Origin of the sequence: Nocardioides sp. Root140 (assembly GCF_001426745.1) — a bacterium.
Classification (GTDB): domain Bacteria; phylum Actinomycetota; class Actinomycetes; order Propionibacteriales; family Nocardioidaceae; genus Nocardioides.
Genome location: NZ_LMFI01000001.1, coordinates 1,450,178 through 1,470,351 on the forward strand (window position 1 = coordinate 1,450,178; position 20,174 = coordinate 1,470,351).

The window sequence follows — 20,174 nt, forward strand, 5'->3', positions numbered from 1 at the left end:
GGGTCTCGCATGCGGAGGGTGCCTGGTTTCGAGACGGCGCTGGCGCGCCTCCTCAACCAACGGTGGGACCGGGACTGGGGCACCTCAACGAGCGGGTGTCTCAGCGAGCGGGGAGGACGGTGAGCTCGACCCCGTCGCCGAGCCGGTAGGGACTGGTGGCCAGGAGGGCGCCGAGCGCCCGTCGCATGCGGGAGATCTCGGCCCGCACGGTCACCTGGTGGTCGCTGTCGCCGTAGAGGCGCTGGCTCAACGCGCCGGCGGTGACACCCGAGGGGCCGGCGGCAGCCAGTGCGGACAGCACCTCGGCGTGCCGGGGCGACAGCGTGACCCGCCACGGCGAGTCGGGCCCGCGCACCTCGAGCACGGCGGGCGCCGTACGCAGGTCGAGGGTGGCGGTGAGAACGCTCTCGCTGGCCCGTGCACGGATCAGCCACCCACCACGCAGCCGTTCGGGCAGGCACAGCCCGAGGCCAGGCACTGCCACCACACGATCGGCCCGCGGGGCCTCGACCCGGTTCTGCACAGCGACGCCTTGGTGGGCGGCGACCCAGCCGTGGTCGTCGACGACGAGCAGCGGGCTGCTGACACCGGAGAGCAACGGCTCGACCGAGCGACGGAGCTGCGTCAGCCGCTCCTCGTGGTGCCGCCACAGCCGGGCCTCGGCGAGCCGCACGGACGCGGTCACCAGCGCCTCGATCGCCGGGTGCAGGGTGAGTGCGGGGCCGCTGACGTCGACGATGCCGAGCAGCGAGCCGTCGATCGGGTCATGGATCGGGGACGCCGAGCAGTACCACGGCACCTGGGCGTTCTCGAAGTGCTCGGCCGAGAAGAGCTGCACCGGCGCCGCCTCGGCCAGCGCGGTGCCGATCGCGTTGGTGCCGACGGCGCTCTCTGTCCAGGTCGCGCCCTCGGCAAAGCCGAGTACGTCGGCCTTGCGCCTGACCCGGGACGACCCGGAGCGCCAGAGCACCACGCCGTCGGCGTCGGTGACCACGACGAGGAAGTTCGACGCGTCGGCGGCACTGAGCAGGAGCTCGCGGATCTCGTCGATCACCAGCGACAGCCGGGAGTCGCGACGCCGGTCGTCGACGGCGGAGGGCGGCAGGGGTTCGCGTCCGTTGCGTCCGTCGGGATCGATGCCCAGGCTCAGCATGCGCTCCCAGGACCGGGCCACCACGGCGCGCGGGCGTTCGGGCGGGGCGGTGCCGGAGAGCACCGCGTCGTGGATCCGAACCAAGTCGCGGGCCCGCAGCGCAAGGTCGTGCGTGGCCATGAGTCCCACCATAGGTGCATGTTGTGACCGCGGCCACAGCCATCCACGGCGACGATCCCCGTTGCAACACTCTGCAACCCTGTCGCCGCCGCCCCTCCTTCCTGTGTGCTGCATCACATGCACCACCTACGAAGGAGCCCGCAATGACACAGACACTCGAACCCGACACCACGACGACCCAGAGCCCCGAGGAGCGGGTGGCCGGATGGTTCGCCGATCTCGAGGCGGCACTGCAGGCGGGTGACGCGACAGCAGCCGCCGGCCTCTTCGCCACCGAGTCCTACTGGCGCGACCTGATCGCCTTCGGCTGGAACCTCACCACCTCCGAGGGGCGGGACCAGATCGCCGAACTGGTCTCGAGCACCTCGGCCGGTGCCCGTGGCTTCGCCGCCGAGGAGCCCCCGACCGAGGCCGACGGCGTGACCACCGCGTGGTTCACCTTCGAGACGGCGGTCGGTCGCGGGCGCGGCCTGCTCCGTCTGGTCGACGAGGACGGACCGAAGGCCTACACGTTCCTGACCACGCTCTACGAGCTCAAGGGCCACGAGGAGCCCCGTGGCATCGGCCGGCCGATGGGCGCCGAGCACGGCGCCACCAAGGACCGCATCACGTGGGCCGAGAAGCGCCGCCAGGAGGACGAGTCGCTCGGCACCACCACCCAGCCCTACGTGCTCGTCATCGGCGGCGGTCAGGGTGGCATCGCCCTCGGTGCGCGGCTGCGGCAGCTCGACGTACCGGCGCTGGTGATCGACAAGTACGAGCGCCCCGGCGACCAGTGGCGCAGCCGCTACAAGTCGCTGTGCCTGCACGACCCGGTCTGGTACGACCACCTGCCCTACCTGAAGTTCCCCGACAACTGGCCGGTCTTCGCACCCAAGGACAAGGTCGCCGACTGGCTCGAGTCCTACACCAAGGTGATGGAGGTGCCCTACTGGTCGAGCACCGAGGCCCGCGATGCGTCGTACGACGAGAGCACCGGCGAGTGGACCGTGACCGTGGTGCGCGACGGTGAGCCCTTGACGCTGCGTCCCAAGCACCTCGTGCTGGCCACCGGCATGAGCGGCAAGCCGAACGTGCCGGTCTTCCCCGGCGCCGACATCTTCGCCGGCGAGCAGCACCACTCCTCGAAGCACCCCGGCCCGGACGCCTACACCGGCAAGAAGGTCGTCGTGATCGGCAGCAACAACTCGGCCTTCGACATCTGCGGGGCGCTGTGGGAGCACGACGCCGACGTCACGATGGTGCAGCGGTCCTCGACGCACATCGTCAAGAGCGACACCCTCATGGACATCGGGCTCGGCGACCTCTATTCCGAGAAGGCACTGGCAGCGGGCGTCACCACCGAGAAGGCGGACCTGATCTTCGCCTCGCTCCCCTACCGGATCATGCACCAGTTCCAGATCCCGCTCTACGACCAGATGCGCGAGAAGGACAAGGACTTCTACGACCGCATGGAGAAGGCCGGCTTCGACCTCGACTGGGGTGACGACGGCTCCGGCCTGTTCCTGAAGTACCTGCGCCGCGGCTCCGGCTACTACATCGACGTGGGTGCCGCCGAGCTGGTCGCCGACGGGCAGGTGAAGCTGGCGCACGGCAACGTCGACCACCTCACCGAGACCTCGGTGGTGCTCGAGGACGGCACCGAGCTCGAGGCCGACCTGGTCGTCTACGCGACCGGCTACGGCTCGATGAACGGGTGGGCCGCCGACCTGATCAGCCAGGAGGTCGCCGACAAGGTCGGCAAGGTCTGGGGCCTGGGCTCCGACACGACCAAGGACCCCGGACCCTGGGAGGGCGAGCAGCGCAACATGTGGAAGCCGACGCAGCAGGAGAACCTCTGGTTCCACGGCGGCAACCTGCACCAGTCACGGCACTACTCGCTCTACCTCGCGCTGCAGCTGAAGGCGCGGCAGGTCGGCATCGACACCCCGGTGCACAAGCTTCAGGACGTGCACCACACCAGCTGACCGGCTGGGTCGAACGGGACCCGGCAAGCGCAGAACCCCGCCTCGCCGAGCGAGACGGGGTTCTGCGTGCTACGGGCGTGCGTCAGAAGTTGATCATGTGGCCCGCGATGCCGTGCACGGCTTCCTTGACCGCCTCGGACAGCGTCGGGTGCGCGAAGACGTTGCGCGCCACCTCGTCGGCGGTGAGGTCCCACTTCTGGGCCAGGGTCAGCACCGGCAGCATCTCGGTGACGTCGGGCCCGATCATGTGGGCGCCGAGGATCTCGTTGTGCTCGGCGTCGGCCACGATCTTCACGAAGCCGACCGGCTCGCCGAGGCCCTGGGCCTTGCCGTTGGCGCTGAACGGGAACGTCGCCGTCTTGACGTCGTACCCCTTCTCCTTGGCCTGCGCCTCGGAGTAGCCGAAGGAACCGATCTGGGGCTGGCAGTACGTCGCCCGCGGGATCATGTCGAAGTCGATCTCGATGGTCTCGGCGCCGGCGATGGTCTCGACCGCGACGATGCCCATCGCCTCGGCGGCGTGGGCCAGCATCATCTTGCCGGTGACGTCACCGATCGCGTAGACACCGGGGACGTTGGTGCGGCCGCGCTCGTCGACCGCGATCGCACCGCGCTCGGTGAGCTGCACGCCCACCGTCTCGAGGCCGTAGCCCTCGACGGTCGGGGCGAACCCGAACGCGGCCAGCATCTTGTCGGCCTCGATGACCTGCGAGTCCCCGCCTGCGGCCGGGCTGACCGTGACTCGAACGCCCGAGCCGGTGTCCTCGACCTTCTCCACCTTGGTCGAGAGCAGCACGTTCACGCCGAGCTTCTTGTAGTGCTTGAGCAGCTCCTTGGAGACGTCGGCGTCCTCGGTGGGCACCATGCGGTCGAGGAACTCCACGATCGTCACGTCGACGCCGAAGTTCTTCATCACGTAGGCGAACTCGACACCGATCGCACCCGAGCCGCCGATCACGATCGACTTGGGGAGGGTCTCGTCGAGGATCTGCTCCTCGTAGGTGACGACGTTCTGGCTGACCTCGATGCCGGGCAGCATGCGCACCTTCGCGCCCGCGGCGATGATCAGGTTGTCGCAGGTGTACGTCGTGGCGTTGCCGTCGGCGTCCTTGACCTCGACCGTCTGCTTGCCGTCGACGGCACCGGTCAGCGTGCCGCGACCGTTGATCTCGGTGATCTTGTTCTTCTTCATCAGGAAGTGGACGCCCTTGACGATGCCGGCCGACACCTGGCGCGAGCGCTTGTGCGTTGGGCCGAAGGACATCGTGGCGTCGCCCTCGATGCCGTACTTCGCCTTCTCGTGGTTGAGCGTGTGCGCGAGCTCCGCGTTCTTCAGGAGCGCCTTGGAGGGGATGCAGCCGACGTTGAGGCACACCCCGCCCCAGTACTTCTCTTCGATGACGGCAGCGGTCTGGCCGAGCTGGGCTGCGCGGATCGCCGCGACGTAGCCACCAGGACCGGCACCAAGGACAAGGACGTTGAAGTGGGTCACGGGTGCCAGACTATCCGCCCCCGCCAGCGTGTCGAGCGGGGCGTCCGCCCTCTGCCGGGGCGTGGGTCCGCGGCCGTGTGCGGCGTACCGCTAACCTGCAGGGCGTGACGCTCTACGCCGCCTACGGGACGAACCTCGATCCCGCCCGCATGAGCGAACGCTGCCCGCACTCGATCCTGCAGACCACCGGCTGGCTCGAGGGCTGGCGGTTGACCTTCGGGGGCGAGGAGCACGGCTGGGACGGCGCCCTGAGCACGATCGTCCAGGACCATTTCGAGCGGGTCTTCGTGGCGGTCTACGACCTGACGCCCGAGGACGAGGTCGCACTCGACGGCTGGGAGGGCGCCGACACCGGGCTCTACCGCAAGACCAAGGTGCGGGTCGCCACGCTCACCGGGGAACTGGTGGTCTGGGCCTACGTGCTCGACGCCTACGAAGGTGGCCTGCCCTCGGCGTACACCCTCGGCGTGCTGTCCGACGCGGCCGAGGCCGCCGGGGCTCCCGACGACTACGTCGCCGCGCTGCGCGCCCGGGCCTGCCGGTCGACCGGCCTCTGAACGCCGCCGCCGACAGCCCAGCTCACATCGCGAGGTACTGGTCGCACCAGGCACCGATGATCCGCGCGGCCCGACGCGCCTGGCCCTTCGCGGTGAGCAGGTGGTCGGACCCCTCGAGCGACACGAAGCTGCGCGGGTGGCGCGCGGTCCGGAAGATCTCGCTGGCGTTCTCGATGCCGACCGTGTTGTCGGTCGGTGAGTGCAGCACCAGCAGGGGCATCTTCAGGGTGCGGATCTTCTCGCGCAGGTCGGCGGTGCGTACGTCGTGGACGAAGTCGCGTTTGAGGGTCAGCGCCTTGCCGCCCAGCCGGACCGGCGCCTCACCCTCCTCGAGCACCCGGGCCAGCACCGCGTCGTAGTGGTGCTCGACGTGCGTCGTCTCGACCGGTGCTCCGATGCTGGCCACACAGCGCACCCCGTCGGCCTCGCGCGCGGCGGCGATCACCGCGGCGCCGCCCCATGAGTGTCCGACCAGCAGCTCCACCTCGCCGACCCGCTCACGCAGGAAGGCCACGGCACGCACCGTGTCGGAGACCTTCACCGAGAACGACCCGTCGCCCCAGTCGCCCTCGCTGTCGCCGAGACCGAGGTTGTCGAAGCGCAGCATGCCGACGCCCTCACTGGCCAGCTGCTTGCAGATGCGTGACGCGGCCGGGCAGTCCTTGCCGAGCGTGAAGCCGTGGGAGAACACGCCCCACCCGCGTACGTCGCCCTCCGGTGGGTCTATGAGTCCCGCCAGGCGGGCTCCGGTCACGCTCTCGAAGGACACCTTCTCGGCCATGGGCGCCAGCCTAGAGGTCCCTCGTGCCGGACCGCGCCGTGCTGGGTCCGGGTGAGCCCCCGGATGTCTGTCGGCGGGCGTGTCACCCGGCGGCAGGTTCGTGGTTAGAGTGCCTGTCGTGACTGAATCCAACGCGCTGGCCGCCGAGGCCGCGGACAAGCTCGCCGAACTCACCGGCGTCGCGAAGCACGACATCGCCCTGGTCCTCGGATCGGGCTGGCTGCCCGCCGTCGACGCCCTCGGCGAGGCCACCGCCGAGATCGCCACCACCGACCTGCCCGGCTTCTCCGCAGCCGCGGTCGCCGGCCACTCCGGCAAGATCCGCAGCATCCGGTCGGGCGACCGCAACCTGCTCGTCTTCCTAAGCCGCACCCACTTCTACGAGGGCAAGGGCGTCGCCGCCGTCGTCCACCCCGTGCGTACGGCGGCCGCCGCCGGGTGCCGCGCGATCGTGCTGACCAACGGGTGCGGTGGGCTCAAGGAGACCTGGCAGCCCGGCCAGCCGGTGCTGATCCGTGACCACATCAACCTGACCGCCACCTCACCGATCGAGGGCGCGAACTTCGTCGACCTCACCGACCTCTACAGCCAGCGGCTGCGCACGATGTGCCAGCAGGTCGACGCGACCCTCGACGAAGGCGTCTACGTCCAGTTCCCCGGCCCGCACTACGAGACCCCCGCCGAGATCGGCATGGTGCGGGCGATCGGTGGCGACCTGGTCGGCATGAGCACGACGCTCGAGGCCATCGCCGCCCGCGAGGCCGGCATGGAGGTGCTCGGGATCAGCCTGGTCACCAACCTCGCCGCCGGCATCACGGGTGAGCCGCTCAACCACGAAGAGGTGCTCGAGGCCGGCAAGGCGGCGGCCACCCGCATGGGCGGGCTGCTCGGCAAGATCGTCCCGGGCATCTGATGGGCCGCATCTGATGCGCGTCCTCGTCACCGGCGCCGCCGGCAGCATCGGGCAGGTCGTCACCCTGGGGCTCCTCGACCGCGGCCACGAGGTGATCGGCCTCGACCGGATGCCTGCCCCTGACGGCTTCGAGGGCGTCTGGCACACCGCCGACTGCGCCGATGCCGACGCCGTGCTCGACGCCTTCGCGGCCCAGCCCGTCGAGGGCGTCGTACACCTGGCCGGGCACCCCGAGGAGGCCAGCCTGCCCGACTCGTTGACCTCCCACGTGGTCACGACTGCGGCGCTGCTCGACGCGATGGTCGCCCACCAGGTCCGGCGCATGGTCTACGCCTCCTCCAACCATGCCGTGGGCCGCACCCCGCGACGCGACCTGGTCTCCGACGACGCGCTGCCCCGGCCCGACACGTTCTACGGCGTCGGCAAGGTGGCCGCCGAGGCCCTGCTCGCGTTGTACGCCGACCGCTACGACCTCGACGCCGTGGCCTGCCGCATCGGTTCGTTCCTGCCAGAACCGTCGACCACGCGGCACCTCTCCACCTGGCTCTCGCACGACGACGGGGTGCGCATGATCGAGGCGGCGCTGACCGCCACGGCACCCGGGTTCGCGGTGCTCTACGGCATCTCGGCGAACACCCGCGCCTGGTGGGACCTCGCGCCCGGCCGGGCCCTGGGCTACGAGCCGCAGGACGACGCCGAGCGCTGGGCGGCACGCATCCCGAGCCGGCCGGAGGACGACGCCGAGGCCGCCCACGTCGGGGGCCCGTTCGCCCTCGAGCAGTTCTACCGGCCGGCGCTCGACCGCAGGTGACGGTCTTGGGTCCGAGTAGTTGACTGGGGCCATGACCCTTCCAGAACTTGCCACGCGGACCCTCGGCACGAGTGACCCGCTGACCGTCTCCACCCTCGGCCTCGGCTGCATGGGAATGTCGGAGTTCTACGGCCGCACCGACCAGTCGCAGGGCATCGCCACGATCCATCGAGCGCTCGACCTCGGCGTCACCTTCCTCGACACGGCCGACATGTACGGCCCGTTCGTCAACGAGCACCTCGTCGGTCAGGCGATCCGCGACCGGCGTGACGACGTACAGCTCGCCACGAAGTTCGGCAACCAGCGCAACCCCGACGGCTCGTGGGTGCGCATCAACGGCACCCCCGAATACGTGGTCGAGGCCTGCCACGCGTCGCTGCACCGCCTGGGCGTCGACCACATCGACCTCTACTACCAGCACCGGGTCGACCCGACCGTCCCGATCGAGGAGACCGTCGGTGCGATGGCCGAGCTCGTCGCGGCCGGCAAGGTGCGCCACCTCGGGCTCTCCGAGGCCGCGGCCGACACCATCCGTCGCGCCCACGCGGTGCACCCGATCACCGCCCTGCAGAGCGAGTACTCCCTCTTCACCCGCGACGTCGAGGACGAGATCCTGCCGACGCTGCGCGAGCTCGGCATCGGACTGGTCCCCTACTCTCCTCTTGGCCGCGGCATTCTGACCGGTGCGATCACTGCTGCCAGCCTCGAGGCCGGCGACTCCCGCAAGGAGGGCCGCTTCCCACGCTTCGAGGGAGAGGCACTGCAGAGCAACCTGGCCCTGGTCGAGCGGGTCATCGAGATTGCCACCCGGCTCGAGGTGACCCCGGGGCAGCTCGCCCTCGCGTGGGTGCTGGCGCAGGGCGAGGACGTGGTCCCGATCCCCGGCACCAAGCGGATCCCCTACCTCGAGGAGAACGTCGGCGCCGCGGCCATCACGCTGACCGACGACGACCTCGCCGCACTGTCCGAGGCCGTGCCGCGCGACGCCGTGGCCGGTGACCGGTACGTCGACATGAGCAGCGTCAACCGATGACCCGATGAGGAGACCATGAACACCGCAGCCCTGCTGATCGATGCCTTCACCCGCTCCCGTGACGGCGGCCTGGCCGTCGTCGACGGACTCACCGAGGAGCAGCTCGCGCACCGCGTCGGTCCCGACGCGAACTCGATCGCGTGGCTGCTCTGGCACCTCACCCGCGTGCAGGACGACCACGTCGCCGACGTCGCCGGACTCGAGCAGGTGTGGACCGCCCAGGACTTCGTGACCCGCTTCGCCCTGCCCTTCCCGGCGGAGGACACCGGCTACGGCCACACGTCGGAGCAGGTCGCGTCGGTGCGTGCCGACGCCGACCTGCTGTCGTCGTACCTCTCGGCCGTGCACGCGCAGACCACGGCGTACGTCGAGGGGCTCGGCGACGACGACCTCGACCGTGTCGTCGACACCCGGTGGGACCCGCCGGTGACGCTCGGCGTCCGTCTGGTCAGCGTGCTCGACGACGACGCCCAGCACATCGGGCAGGCGGCGTTCGTCCGTGGACTGGTGCAGGCACCCTGATGGTGGCCTGGCAGCTGACCATCGACGCCAACGACCCCGCCCGGTTGGTGAAGTTCTGGGCTCCCCTGCTGGGCTACGAGGTGCAGCCACCGCCGGCGGGTTTTGACACCTGGAACGACTACTACCGCTCGCTCGGTGTGCCCGAGCACGAGCTGGACACCGACGGGGACGGCAGCGACCGGATCTTCGACCCGAACGGCGAAGGACCGACGATCTGGTTCCAGATCGTGCCCGAGCACAAGTCCGGGAAGAACCGGCTGCACCTCGACCTCTTCCCCACCGGCCGCGACCGGTCGCTCCCGATGGAGGAACGCGTGCGCCTCGTGGATGCCAAGGTCGCCGAGGTGGTGGCGGCCGGCGCCACCGTGCTGCGCCGCAATCCGGCCGACTTCCCCGAGGGCGAGACCCTCGAGGGCTTCTACGCGGTGACGCTGGGCGATCCGGAGGGCAACGAGTTCTGCGTGGCGTGAGTCCGGCGGGTTAGCCTGTCGGGCATGCGCCTGACCGTCCCGGCCCTGCTGGCTGCGCTCCTGCTGCTCCTGACCGGCTGCGGTGGCGACGAGTCCGACGACGGCGCCGACCCGACGACCACGGCGCTGCCGCCGACGCCCACCGGCGTCGCGGGCCGGTGCAACTCCGACGTGACCGGCCTCGAGGAGCTCACCCTCGAGGCCCGCGACGGTTCCACGGTCTCGGCGGCCACCCTCGGCACCGGCACGACGGCCGCGGTGTTCGTGCACCAGACCAACGGCCAGGGCCTGTGCGGCTGGCTGCCGTACGCCGAGCAGGCGGCGAAGAGCGGCGTGCGCGTGATCCTCGTCGACGTGTGCGGCTACGGATCCTCCGAGTGCACCGACCGGTTCAAGGCCGACGTGGCGCAGCAGCTCGGACTCGCCGTCGACCGGGCCCGCAAGGACGGCGCCACCCGGGTCACCCTGGTCGGCGCCTCGATGGGCGGCGCCATGGTGGCCGGTGCCGGCCAGCAGGCCGGGGCCGACGCCCTGGTCGACGTCTCCGGCCCGTTCGAGTGGATCGACGTGCCCTCGGTGACCGCGGCCGCGCGCAGCATCACCGTGCCGTTCCTGGTGATCGCCTCGATGGGCGACACCGCGATCCATCCGGCCGAGCTGCGCCGGGCCGTGCAGCTGTCGCCGGCCGAGCAGAAGCGCTTCATCGAGTCGCCCGACGGGCACGGCTACGACACCCTGCTCAACCTCGACGGCTCCCCCACCAGGGCCGGTCGCGCCGTGATCGACTGGATCAGGGCGCCGTCGTAGACCCGGCCAGGCGTCGTACGGCGGAGGCCATCATCCGCTCGTGGTTCCAGACCAGCAGCGGGCGCACGACGTACGCCACCAGGCCGAGCAGGCGTCCCGACACCACGACCTCCTGCTCGAACGAGAGGCGGGTGGCCCCGTCACCCGCGTCGTCGAGGCGCCAACGCACCCACCCGACCAGGTCGCCGTCGATCGAGGTCTCGAGCAGGTCGGCCCGACGGTGCACGGCGTGCAGGTGCAGCTCGAGGTCGTAGGGCAGCCTGGAACGCACCACGACCAGCGCGTCGTCGGGCCCGAGGCTGGCCACCGCCCGCACCTCGGGCCACCAGTCGGGGTAGTGCTCGAGGTCCTCGAGCAGCCGGTGCAGCTCGGCGCGTGGGCGCGGCACGACCCAGTCGCCGTCGAACCGGAAGCTCCTGCCGGCGGCGGGTGGGTCGGGGATCACTTGACATCCTCCCCGGGCTGATATCCGGGGATTCCAGGACGATTCATGCCGCGTCCTGGGTCGCTGGGATCGCTCCCTGGTCTGGTTCCTGCGGTCGTGCTGGTGCAGGCGAGCCCCCGGTGTCCCCGGGTTGTGATGCGAGTGCGCGCGCCAAGATGTTGATGGCGGCGTTGGTATCGGCGTGCGCTTGATGTCCGCAGGCTTCGCACTCGAATACCGCTTGGCTCTCGCGGTTCCCGGGTGCGCAGTGCCCGCAGGCGGCGCACGTACGACTGGTGTTCTTCGGATCCACGCGCACCACGTGGCCTTCGGGCATCTTCTGTTCGACCCGGGTCAGGAGCTTCCCCCAGCAGGAGGCAAGGATCGCCATGTTGAGCGCAGCCTTCGCGCGGGCACCGTTGGGTAGGAACACACCCGGCTCATCGGGGTCTGGTTTCGGTTTCGCGCGGCGGACCATATTCGACACCCGCAGGTCTTCCACCGCGATCAGGTCGTACGTGGATGCAAGTTCGGTGGTGGTCTTCTCCACCCAGTTCATGCGCCTGTCCTCCAGACGGCGGCGCAGCACCGCGAGTTGGTCCAGGGTCCCATTCCGGCTCCGGCATTCCCTCAACTTTCGCCCGGCCTTCTTCGCGGCAGTCGTCTGCCGTGCCAGCCGCTGCTCCAAAGCGAGGAACCGTGCCTGCTCGCCCTCGGTGAGAGCCGGAGCCTGGGCCATCTTTCCTTCGCTGGTGGCGAGGGTGTTCTTCACACCCCGGTCTATGCCGACCACACAACCCGTCCCGGCGGCGATCTTGTCGGCGGGTGGGGTGGTGAAGGAGATGTGCCAGCGCCCGTTGCGGTGGGTGATCCTCGCGGATGTCGCGGCCTCGATCTCGGCCCACAGCCGACTGACCTTGAACCGGACGAGCCCGACCTTGGGGACCGTGACAACCCCCCACTTCCGGTTCAGACGGCGCACGGTGAGGTCGCGGACGACGAACGAGCCCTCGCGGTCGGCGCGACGCTTGAACCGGGGGTACGCAGCCCTGCCTGCGAAGAAGTTGGCGAACGCTCGGTCGAGGTCCCGCAGCGCGGCCTGTTGGACACTGGAGGACCCTACCCGCAGCCAGTCCAACTCAGCACGGAGTTGAGCAAGTTCACGCATCTGCGTGGTGGTGGTGACCCGAACCGCGTCCAGTGGTCCCAGTTCGGGGTGGGTGCCCCGGTTGTGCCGATCCCGGGACCACATGGAGCGTTGCTCAAGACCGATGTTGAACACAAACCGGGCGTGATGACAGTGCTCCACCAACCCCGACGCCTGCCCGGTGTCGGGGTAGAGCCGCTGCCGAATACTCACGACACCAACGCTATGCGAGAGGACCGACAGCCTTGGTGAAGACACAGGCGGACTGCCGACGTTCCGACACCCGGTATCGCTGCTAAGCCCCACCCGGTCTTAGCAGACCCTCTACCGCAGGTGTCGTCAACAACGCCATGCTGTACCACTGCGAGGACACCCTCCGGGGGTCTGCGACGTCCTCGGAGCGAAGTTGGTCGGGTCCACCGGCGAACCTGACCACGTGCACCTGCTCGCCCGATCCGCCCGCGTTAACAACCCGCGAACTCGTGCGCCGCTTGAACGGTGCGACTGTCCGTCGCCCAGTGCGTTGCCCACGCTGCCCTCCACATGACGAACTCTCGGTGATTGCCATTAGCCTGAGAGCATGTCTGACTCCACGACCGGCCTCGTCACCTGCTCCGTCTCCGGCGGCGTCGCGCACGTCAAGCTGAACCGCCCCGACAAGCTCAACGCACTCACCCTGCAGACGCTCGACGAGCTGATCGGGACCGCCCGTGAGCTGCGCCGCGACCGCACCCTGCGCGCCGTGATCGTCTCCGGCACCGGCGACTCCTTCTGCGCCGGCCTCGACTTCGCGTCGGTGCTGAAGAAGCCGACCGGCGTGCTGCGTGCGTTCGTGCCGAACCCGTTCCTGGGCACCAACAAGTTCCAGGAGGCCTGCTGGGCCTGGCGCAGGCTGCCGGTGCCGGTGATCGCCGCGGTGCACGGCCACTGCTACGGCGGCGGCATCCAGATCGCCCTGGCCGCCGACTTCCGGATCGCCGCCCCCGACTCGCAGTGGTCGGTCCTCGAGGGCCGGTGGGGGCTGATCCCCGACATGTCCGGCGTCCGCTCGCTCTCCGAGGTGGTCGGTGTCGACACCGCCAAGAAGCTGACCATGACCGCCCAGATGCTCTCGGGCAAGGAGGCCCACGACCTCGGCCTGGTCACCGACCTGGCCGCCGACCCGGTCGCCGCCGCCGAGGACTTCGCGCGCGAGCTCGCCACCCGGTCGCCCGACGCGCTGGCCGCCGCCAAGCGGCTCTTCAACCGTGCCTCGACCGACAGCGCCCGGCGTACGTTCGCCCGCGAGCGGATCGAGCAGGCCTTCCTGCTGGCGACCGCCAACACCGCCAAGGCGCGCGAAGCCGCGTTCAAGAAGGTGGCGCCGGTCTTCGGCCCCCGCGGACGCCGCTGACCTGCCATGTCGCACGAGGGCGGCTGGGCATTCGTCGAACGACCCGATGCCCTCGTCTGGTTCCACGACACCGCGTCCGAGCTGCCCGTCGTGATCCTGCTGCACGGCCTGGCCGGGCACGCCCTCGAGTGGGCGGGCACGATCGAGGCGCTGGCGAGCAGGTTCCGGGTGGTCTCGATCGAGCAGCGCGGCCACGGCAGCAGCACCCGTCGTCCCGACGACGTGTCCCGCGAGGCGTACGTCGCCGACGTGGTGGCCGTCATCGAGGAGCTCGAGACGGACGACGTGTTCCTCATCGGCCACTCGCTGGGCGCGCACACCGCGATGCTGGTCGCCGCCCGGCACCCGAGGCTGGTCGGCCGGCTGGTGATGCTCGAGGGTGGGCTCGGTGGCGAGGGCCCCGAGAGCGTCGACGCGGTGCACGAATGGCTGGCCGGTTGGCCGGCGCCCTTCATCGACAGCGACGACTTCGTGCAGTTCTTCGGCGGCAACCCGGTCGTCGGCCGGGCCTGGGCCGAGGGCCTGGAGGAGCGCGACGACGGCCTCTGGCCCCAGTGGGACGCCGACACGCTCACCGCGGCACTGGCCCCGGTCGCGGAACGTGAGTACGTCGAGGAGTGGGCCGCGGTCACCGCACCCACGCTGCTGGTCCGCGGCGAGAACGGCATGATCCCGGGCGACCAGTTCGACCGCATGCTGATGGCCCGCCCCGAGACCCGACTGGTCACCGTGCCCCACGCCGGCCACGACGTGCACCTCGAGCAGCCGACGGCCTGGCTGGCCGCGCTCGAGGAGTTCCTCGTCGGCTGACGCGCTGACCACTGGGACGAATGCCCTAATGTCGCCCCCATGAGCGAACAGCTGCTGGAGCAGGCCCGGGCATGGGCCGCCGAGGATCCTGACGACGCGACCCGGGCCGAGCTGGAGCAGGTGATCGCGGCCGCCTCGTCGGGCGACGTCGCAGCCTCCGCCGACCTCGCCGACCGGTTCTCCGGCACCCTCGAGTTCGGCACCGCCGGCCTGCGCGGCGCACTCGGCGCCGGCCCCAACCGGATGAACCGGGTCGTGGTGATCCGTGCCGCGGCCGGGTTGGCGGCGTACCTCAATGCGAACGGCGCCGGGCCCGACGACGCGGTCGTGATCGGGTACGACGCCCGCCACAACTCCGACGTCTTCGCCCGCGACACCGCCGAGGTGATGACCGGTGCCGGGCTGCGCGCGTTGCTGCTGCCCGGCCAGCTGCCCACTCCCCTGCTCGCCTACGCGATCCGCGAGCTCGGCTGCGTGGCCGGCGTGATGGTCACCGCCAGCCACAACCCGCCGCAGGACAACGGCTACAAGGTCTACCTCGGTGACGGCAGCCAGATCGTGCCGCCGGCCGACGTCGAGATCGCCGCGCAGATCGCCGCCGTCGGCGCGCTGGGCGACGTCCCTCGTGGAACGCCGGGTGAGCAGCTCGACGGCACGATCCAGACCGACTACCTCGCCCAGGTCGGCCGCGTGGTCGACGACGCGACCGACCATGACCGGGCCGACCTCAGGCTGGTCTACACGCCGCTGCACGGCGTCGGCAACAGCTCGGTGCTGCGGGTGCTGGAGGCGGCCGGGTTCGCGGCGCCGTCCGTGGTCAGCGAGCAGCAGGATCCCGACCCCGAGTTCTCCACGGTCGCGTTCCCGAACCCCGAGGAGCCCGGCGCGATGGACCTCGCGATGGCCCTGGCCCACGAGGTCGACGCCGACCTCGTGGTCGCCAACGACCCCGACGCCGACCGGTGTGCCGCCGCCGTGTCCGGCCCGCACGGCTGGCGGATGCTGCGCGGCGACGAGGTGGGCGCACTGCTCGGCGACCACCTGCTCCGCTCCGGCAAGCAGGGCGTCTACGCGGCGTCCATCGTGTCGTCGTCGCTGCTCGGCAAGCTGGCCGCCGCGGCCGGCCAGGAGTACGTCGAGACGCTGACCGGCTTCAAGTGGATCGGCCGGCTCGAGGGGCTCGCCTTCGGCTACGAGGAGGCCCTCGGCTACTGCGTCGACCCCGCGCGCGTGAAGGACAAGGACGGCGTCTCGGCGCTCCTGCTGCTGGCCGACATCGCCGCCGAGGCGAAGGCGTCGGGCCGCACGCTGCTCGACCTGCTGGACGACATCGCTGTCCGCCACGGCCTGCACGCCACCGACCAGCTCTCGGCGCGGGTCTCCGACCTGGCCGAGATCGGCGCCGCCATGGAGCGGCTGCGTGCCACCCCGCCGACCTCGCTCGGGGGGCTGGCCGTCGAACGCTGCGACGACCTCAGCCTCGGGTCGGCGGACCTGCCGCCCACCGACGGCCTGCGCTACCTGCTCGCCGACGGGGCCCGGGTGATCGTGCGGCCGAGCGGGACCGAGCCCAAGATCAAGTGCTACCTGGAGGTCGTCGTGCCGGTGGAGGCCGGCCCGGACGTGGAGGCCGCCTCGGACGTGGACGCCGGCTCGACCCGCGAGGCGGTCGACGCGGCACGCATCTCGGCGGCCGGCCGCCTCGACGCCCTGCGCAACGACATCAAGGCCGCCGCCGGCATCTGACCTGCGCGAACCGTGCATTCTTGATGCGCGAGCCTGCAGTTCTTGATGCGCGAACCGTGGGTTGTTGGTGGCGGATCAGGTGAGGACCAGAAGTACGGCGGCGAGGACGGCGAGGCCGACGACCACGCCGATCTCGAGCCGGGCCGGCGTACGGCGGATCGGGTGCTCGGGCAGCTTCTTCGCCCGGGCGTCCTCACAGAGCTGGTTGAGCTGCTGCTCGATCAGGTCGACGTGGTCGCCGACCGGATCGGACCCGGCGCGGTCATGCTTCATCAACGCCCGACGCGAACGCCCGATCGCCGAGGTGTGGTAGGCCTTCTCGGCGGTGGCCACCACCATGAACATGCGGACGGTGACGTACTTGACCCGTACGAACGGGATCACCACGTCGGTGAACGACTGACGCAGCACCAGGTCGTCACCGCGCTGGTGGACCGACGGCCGCAGCATGATCGCCCACACGAGGGACATCACGAGAGCGACGAGAACGATCGAGGTGGCGTCTCCGAAACCGGCTCCACCGACGAAGATCAGCACGATGGCCACCACACCCACGACCATCGCGAGCCACCCGAGGATGCGGCCGTTGGTGGGCCCGAACTTGCGCACGGACTCTTCGTCCATCGATCTCTCCAAGTGATTGCTCTCCGCTACCCGTTCAACCCTATGCTGGGCGGGTGACGACCACTCCCACCACCACTGCCTCAGCGTCGAGTGCAGCCGGGAACAGCTTCTCCGACGTCACGTCGTCGGAGAGTGCGCTGCGACGGTTCCTGCACGGTCTGCCCGGAGTCGACCAGGTTGGCGCCGAAGCACGCGCCGCCTCCCTCGGCACCCGGTCGATCAAGACCACTGCCAAGGACTACGCGATCGACCTCGCCATCAGGATGGTCGACCTGACCACCCTCGAGGGCCAGGACACCCACGGCAAGGTGCGGGCCCTGGCCAACAAGGCCATGCGACCCGACCCGGCCGACCCGACCTGCCCGCAGACCGCCGCGGTGTGCGTCTATCCAGACATGGTCGCGGTCGCCAAGGAGACGCTCGGCACCAGCGGCGTCAACGTGGCAGCGGTCGCCACCGCGTTCCCGAGCGGTCGCGCCGCCCTCGACATCAAGCTGGCCGACACCCGCGACGCAGTCGAGGCAGGCGCCGACGAGATCGACATGGTCATCGACCGTGGTGCGTTCCTCTCCGGCCGCTACCTCGAGGTGTACGACGAGATCGTGGCCGTCAAGGAAGCCTGCGGACCGGCCCACCTCAAGGTCATCTTCGAGACCGGCGAGCTGCAGACCTACGACAACGTACGACGCGCGTCGTGGCTGGCGATGATGGCCGGCGGTCACTTCATCAAGACCTCCACCGGCAAGGTGCAGCCGGCGGCCACGCTCCCCGTCACGATGATCATGCTCGAGGCGGTGCGCGACTTCCGCGAGGCCACCGGCCAGATGATCGGTGTGAAGCCCGCGGGCGGCATCCGCACCAGCAAGGACGCGATCAAGTACCTCGTGATGGTCAACGAGGTGGCCGGCCCCGACTGGCTCGACCCGGACTGGTTCCGCTTCGGCGCCTCCACGCTGCTCAACGACCTGCTGATGCAGCGCACCAAGATGACCACCGGTCGCTACTCCGGCCCCGACTACTTCACGCTGGACTGAGGCAGACATGGCAACCAAGAAGGCCACCAAGACCCCCTCGACACAGTCGAGCCCCGTCTTCGACTACGCCCCGGCCCCCGAGTCGCGTGCGATCGTCGACATCAAGCCGTCGTACGGCCTGTTCATCAACGGCGAGTTCGTCGACGGCGGTGGCACCAGCTTCAAGACGATCAGCCCGGCCACCGAGGAGGTGCTCGCCGAGATCGCCGAGGCCGACGAGGCCGACATCGACACCGCGGTGAAGGCGGCCCGTCGCGCGCACACCCGGGTCTGGGGCCGGATGCCCGGCAAGGAGCGCGCGAAGTACCTCTACCGCATCGCGCGGATCATGCAGGAGCGCGGTCGTGAGATCGCGGTGCTCGAGTCGATCGACAACGGCAAGCCGATCAAGGAGTCCCGCGACGTCGACGTACCCGTCGCCGCGGCGCACTTCTTCTACTACGCCGGCTGGGCCGACAAGCTGGAGTACTCCGGCTACGGCACCCGGTCGCTGGGTGTCGCCGCGCAGGTCATCCCGTGGAACTTCCCGCTGCTGATGCTGGCCTGGAAGATCGCGCCCGCGCTGGCCGCCGGCAACACGGTGGTGCTCAAGCCGGCCGAGACGACGCCCCTGACCGCGCTGCTGTTCGCCGAGATCTGCCAGCAGGCCGACCTCCCGCCCGGCGTGGTCAACATCGTCACCGGCGCCGGTGACACCGGCCGCTTCCTGGTCGGTCACGACGACGTCGACAAGGTCGCGTTCACCGGCTCGACCGACGTCGGCCGCGCGATCGCCAAGGCCGTGGCCGGCACGAACAAGAAGGTCACCCTCGAGCTCGGCGGCAAGGCGGCCAACATCGTCTTCGACGACGCGCCGATCGACCAGGCCGTCGAGGGAATCGTCAACGGCATCTTCTTCAACCAGGGCCACGTCTGCTGCGCGGGCAGCCGGCTCCTCGTGCAGGAGAGCATCGCCGACGAAGTGCTCGAACGGCTCAAGAGGCGTATGGCGACGCTGCGCGTGGGCGACCCGCTCGACAAGAACACCGACGTCGGTGCGATCAACTCCGCCGAGCAGCTGGCCCGCATCAAGGAGCTGTCCGCGATCGGCGAGGAGGAAGGCGCCGGCCGCTGGTCGCCGCCGTGCGACCTGCCGAGCACCGGCTTCTGGTTCCCGCCGACACTGTTCACCGGTGTCACCCAGGCCCACCGCATCGCGCGCGAGGAGATCTTCGGCCCGGTGCTGTCGGTGCTGACCTTCCGCACCCCGGCCGAGGCGGTCGAGAAGGCCAACAACACGCCGTACGGCCTCTCCGCCGGCGTGTGGACCGACAAGGGTTCCCGCATCCTCTGGATGGCCAACCAGCTGCGCGCCGGCGTGGTGTGGGCCAACACGTTCAACAAGTTCGACCCGACCAGCCCCTTCGGTGGCTACAAGGAGTCCGGCTACGGCCGCGAAGGCGGCCGGCACGGCCTCGAGGGTTACCTGAAGGCAGAGGTCAACTGATGGCTCGCATCGACGTCCGCAAGACGTACAAGCTCTACATCGGCGGCGCGTTCCCGCGCTCGGAGTCCGGCTACTCGTACGTCGTGAACGACGCGAAGGGGAAGTTCATGGCCAACGCATCCCTGGCCTCCCGCAAGGACGCCCGCGACGCGGTCCAGGCCGCCCGCAAGGCGTTCCCGGGCTGGGCCGCGCGTACGGCGTACAACCGGGCCCAGATCGTCTACCGCATCGCCGAGGTGATGGAAGACCGTCGCCCGCAGTTCGTCGACGCCGTCCAGAGGTCCGAGGGGCGCACCGCCGCACAGGCCAACAAGGTTGTCGACGACGCCATCGACCGACTGGTCTGGTACGCCGGGTGGGCCGACAAGATCACCCAGGTCGTCGGCGGAGCGAATCCGGTCGCGGGACCGTTCTTCAACCTCTCGACCCCCGAGCCGACCGGCGTCGTGGCTGTCTTCGCTCCGCAGGAGTCCAGCCTGCTGGGCCTGGTCAGCGTCGTGGCCCCGGCCATCGTGGTCGGCAACACCGTCGTGGTGACCTCGTCCTACGAGCGGCCGTTGCCGGCGGTCACGTTCGCCGAGGTGCTGGCCACCTCCGACGTGCCGGGCGGCGTGATCAACGTGCTCACCGGCTCCGCGGCCACCACGGGTCCGTGGCTGGCCTCGCACATGGACGTCAACGCGATCGACCTCACCGGTGTGGCCGGCGACGCCGACCTGGCGAAGTCCCTCGAGGAGGCCTCGGCCGAGAACCTCAAGCGGGTACGCCGAGCGCCGTCGGCCGAGCCCGACTGGTCACTCGATCCCGGCATCGACCGGATGACCGGGGTCCTCGAGACCAAGACCGTCTGGCACCCCGTCGGCATCTGAGGCGCCGGGACTCCG

At 70.1% G+C, this 20,174-nt stretch carries 20 protein-coding genes; 14 read left to right on the top strand and 6 right to left on the bottom strand.

Translation table 11 applies throughout. The features are described from left to right. Positions 1–100: 100 nt before the first annotated feature. On the bottom strand, positions 101–1,273 hold the full coding sequence (locus ASD30_RS07005) for a helix-turn-helix domain-containing protein (protein WP_056679465.1): 1,173 nt from the start codon (positions 1,271–1,273) through the stop codon (positions 101–103). Between the two features lie 143 nt (positions 1,274–1,416). Here ASD30_RS07005 and ASD30_RS07010 point away from each other — a divergent pair, with 143 nt between their 5' ends. Continuing rightward, positions 1,417–3,240: a flavin-containing monooxygenase gene (locus tag ASD30_RS07010; protein WP_056678703.1), complete on the top strand. Its 1,824-nt coding sequence runs from the start codon at positions 1,417–1,419 to the stop codon at positions 3,238–3,240. Between the two features lie 82 nt (positions 3,241–3,322). On the opposite strand, the gene lpdA is transcribed toward ASD30_RS07010, so the two are convergent. Further along, the gene (gene lpdA, locus ASD30_RS07015; RefSeq protein ID WP_056678707.1) at positions 3,323–4,732 is read right to left on the bottom strand and encodes a dihydrolipoyl dehydrogenase; all 1,410 of its coding nucleotides are present in this window, start codon (positions 4,730–4,732) and stop codon (positions 3,323–3,325) included. A 104-nt stretch (positions 4,733–4,836) separates the two neighbouring features. Here lpdA and ASD30_RS07020 point away from each other — a divergent pair, with 104 nt between their 5' ends. Next, on the top strand, positions 4,837–5,289 hold the full coding sequence (locus ASD30_RS07020; RefSeq protein ID WP_056678711.1) for a gamma-glutamylcyclotransferase: 453 nt from the start codon (positions 4,837–4,839) through the stop codon (positions 5,287–5,289). Positions 5,290–5,311: 22 nt separating this feature from the next. Here ASD30_RS07020 and ASD30_RS07025 read toward each other — a convergent pair whose 3' ends face one another. Beyond that, positions 5,312–6,070 (bottom strand): alpha/beta hydrolase family protein, encoded by a 759-nt coding sequence (locus tag ASD30_RS07025; protein ID WP_056678714.1) that lies wholly within the window; start codon positions 6,068–6,070, stop codon positions 5,312–5,314. Positions 6,071–6,179: 109 nt separating this feature from the next. Between ASD30_RS07025 and ASD30_RS07030 the strand changes: the two genes are divergently transcribed. The 6 genes from ASD30_RS07030 to ASD30_RS07055 are packed head-to-tail and all read left to right on the top strand — an operon-like array spanning position 6,180 to position 10,626. After that, positions 6,180–6,983, top strand: coding sequence for a purine-nucleoside phosphorylase (locus ASD30_RS07030; protein WP_156388834.1), 804 nt, complete (start codon positions 6,180–6,182; stop codon positions 6,981–6,983). Between the two features lie 13 nt (positions 6,984–6,996). Then, positions 6,997–7,794, top strand: coding sequence for an NAD-dependent epimerase/dehydratase family protein (locus tag ASD30_RS07035; RefSeq protein WP_056678717.1), 798 nt, complete (start codon positions 6,997–6,999; stop codon positions 7,792–7,794). A gap of 31 nt (positions 7,795–7,825) precedes the next feature. Next, complete coding sequence (locus ASD30_RS07040; protein WP_056678720.1) at positions 7,826–8,827, top strand: aldo/keto reductase; 1,002 nt, start codon at positions 7,826–7,828, stop codon at positions 8,825–8,827. Between the two features lie 15 nt (positions 8,828–8,842). Further along, complete coding sequence (locus ASD30_RS07045) at positions 8,843–9,349, top strand: mycothiol transferase (protein ID WP_056678723.1); 507 nt, start codon at positions 8,843–8,845, stop codon at positions 9,347–9,349. After that, on the top strand, positions 9,349–9,819 hold the full coding sequence (locus ASD30_RS07050) for a VOC family protein (RefSeq protein WP_156393534.1): 471 nt from the start codon (positions 9,349–9,351) through the stop codon (positions 9,817–9,819). Before ASD30_RS07045 ends, ASD30_RS07050 begins: the two co-directional genes overlap by 1 nt. 24 nt (positions 9,820–9,843) lie before the next feature. Further along, positions 9,844–10,626, top strand: a complete 783-nt coding sequence (locus ASD30_RS07055; protein ID WP_056678725.1) for an alpha/beta hydrolase — start codon at positions 9,844–9,846, stop codon at positions 10,624–10,626. Here the strand turns inward: ASD30_RS07055 and ASD30_RS07060 are convergent. Together ASD30_RS07060 and ASD30_RS07065 are read right to left on the bottom strand one after the other, a co-directional pair. Continuing rightward, complete coding sequence (locus ASD30_RS07060; protein WP_235532525.1) at positions 10,610–11,071, bottom strand: SRPBCC family protein; 462 nt, start codon at positions 11,069–11,071, stop codon at positions 10,610–10,612. The two genes, ASD30_RS07055 and ASD30_RS07060, sit on opposite strands and share 17 nt — an antisense overlap. A 43-nt stretch (positions 11,072–11,114) precedes the next feature. Further along, a complete protein-coding gene (locus tag ASD30_RS07065; protein WP_056678727.1) occupies positions 11,115–12,410 on the bottom strand; it encodes an RNA-guided endonuclease InsQ/TnpB family protein in 1,296 nt (431 codons plus the stop codon). Between the two features lie 367 nt (positions 12,411–12,777). On the opposite strand from ASD30_RS07065, the gene ASD30_RS07070 reads away from it, so the two are divergent. Genes ASD30_RS07070 through ASD30_RS07080 form a run of 3 tightly spaced genes read left to right on the top strand, consistent with a single transcriptional unit; the run spans position 12,778 to position 16,146 of the window. After that, positions 12,778–13,590, top strand: coding sequence for a crotonase/enoyl-CoA hydratase family protein (locus tag ASD30_RS07070; protein WP_056678731.1), 813 nt, complete (start codon positions 12,778–12,780; stop codon positions 13,588–13,590). A gap of 6 nt (positions 13,591–13,596) precedes the next feature. Next, positions 13,597–14,400, top strand: a complete 804-nt coding sequence (locus ASD30_RS07075; protein WP_056678734.1) for an alpha/beta fold hydrolase — start codon at positions 13,597–13,599, stop codon at positions 14,398–14,400. Positions 14,401–14,439: 39 nt separating this feature from the next. After that, the gene (locus tag ASD30_RS07080; RefSeq protein WP_056678737.1) at positions 14,440–16,146 is read left to right on the top strand and encodes a phospho-sugar mutase; all 1,707 of its coding nucleotides are present in this window, start codon (positions 14,440–14,442) and stop codon (positions 16,144–16,146) included. A gap of 75 nt (positions 16,147–16,221) precedes the next feature. Here ASD30_RS07080 and ASD30_RS07085 read toward each other — a convergent pair whose 3' ends face one another. Then, positions 16,222–16,770, bottom strand: coding sequence for a hypothetical protein (locus tag ASD30_RS07085; RefSeq protein WP_056678740.1), 549 nt, complete (start codon positions 16,768–16,770; stop codon positions 16,222–16,224). Positions 16,771–16,823: 53 nt separating this feature from the next. Between ASD30_RS07085 and deoC the strand changes: the two genes are divergently transcribed. The 3 genes from deoC to ASD30_RS07100 are packed head-to-tail and all read left to right on the top strand — an operon-like array spanning position 16,824 to position 20,159. Continuing rightward, positions 16,824–17,804 carry a deoxyribose-phosphate aldolase gene (deoC, locus tag ASD30_RS07090; protein ID WP_056678743.1) on the top strand — a complete coding sequence of 327 codons (981 nt, stop codon included), beginning with the start codon at positions 16,824–16,826 and terminating at the stop codon, positions 17,802–17,804. Positions 17,805–17,811: 7 nt separating this feature from the next. Continuing rightward, complete coding sequence (locus ASD30_RS07095) at positions 17,812–19,290, top strand: aldehyde dehydrogenase family protein (RefSeq protein ID WP_056678746.1); 1,479 nt, start codon at positions 17,812–17,814, stop codon at positions 19,288–19,290. Further along, positions 19,290–20,159 carry an aldehyde dehydrogenase family protein gene (locus ASD30_RS07100; RefSeq protein WP_056678749.1) on the top strand — a complete coding sequence of 290 codons (870 nt, stop codon included), beginning with the start codon at positions 19,290–19,292 and terminating at the stop codon, positions 20,157–20,159. Before ASD30_RS07095 ends, ASD30_RS07100 begins: the two co-directional genes overlap by 1 nt. The last annotated feature ends 15 nt before the right edge of the window (positions 20,160–20,174 follow it).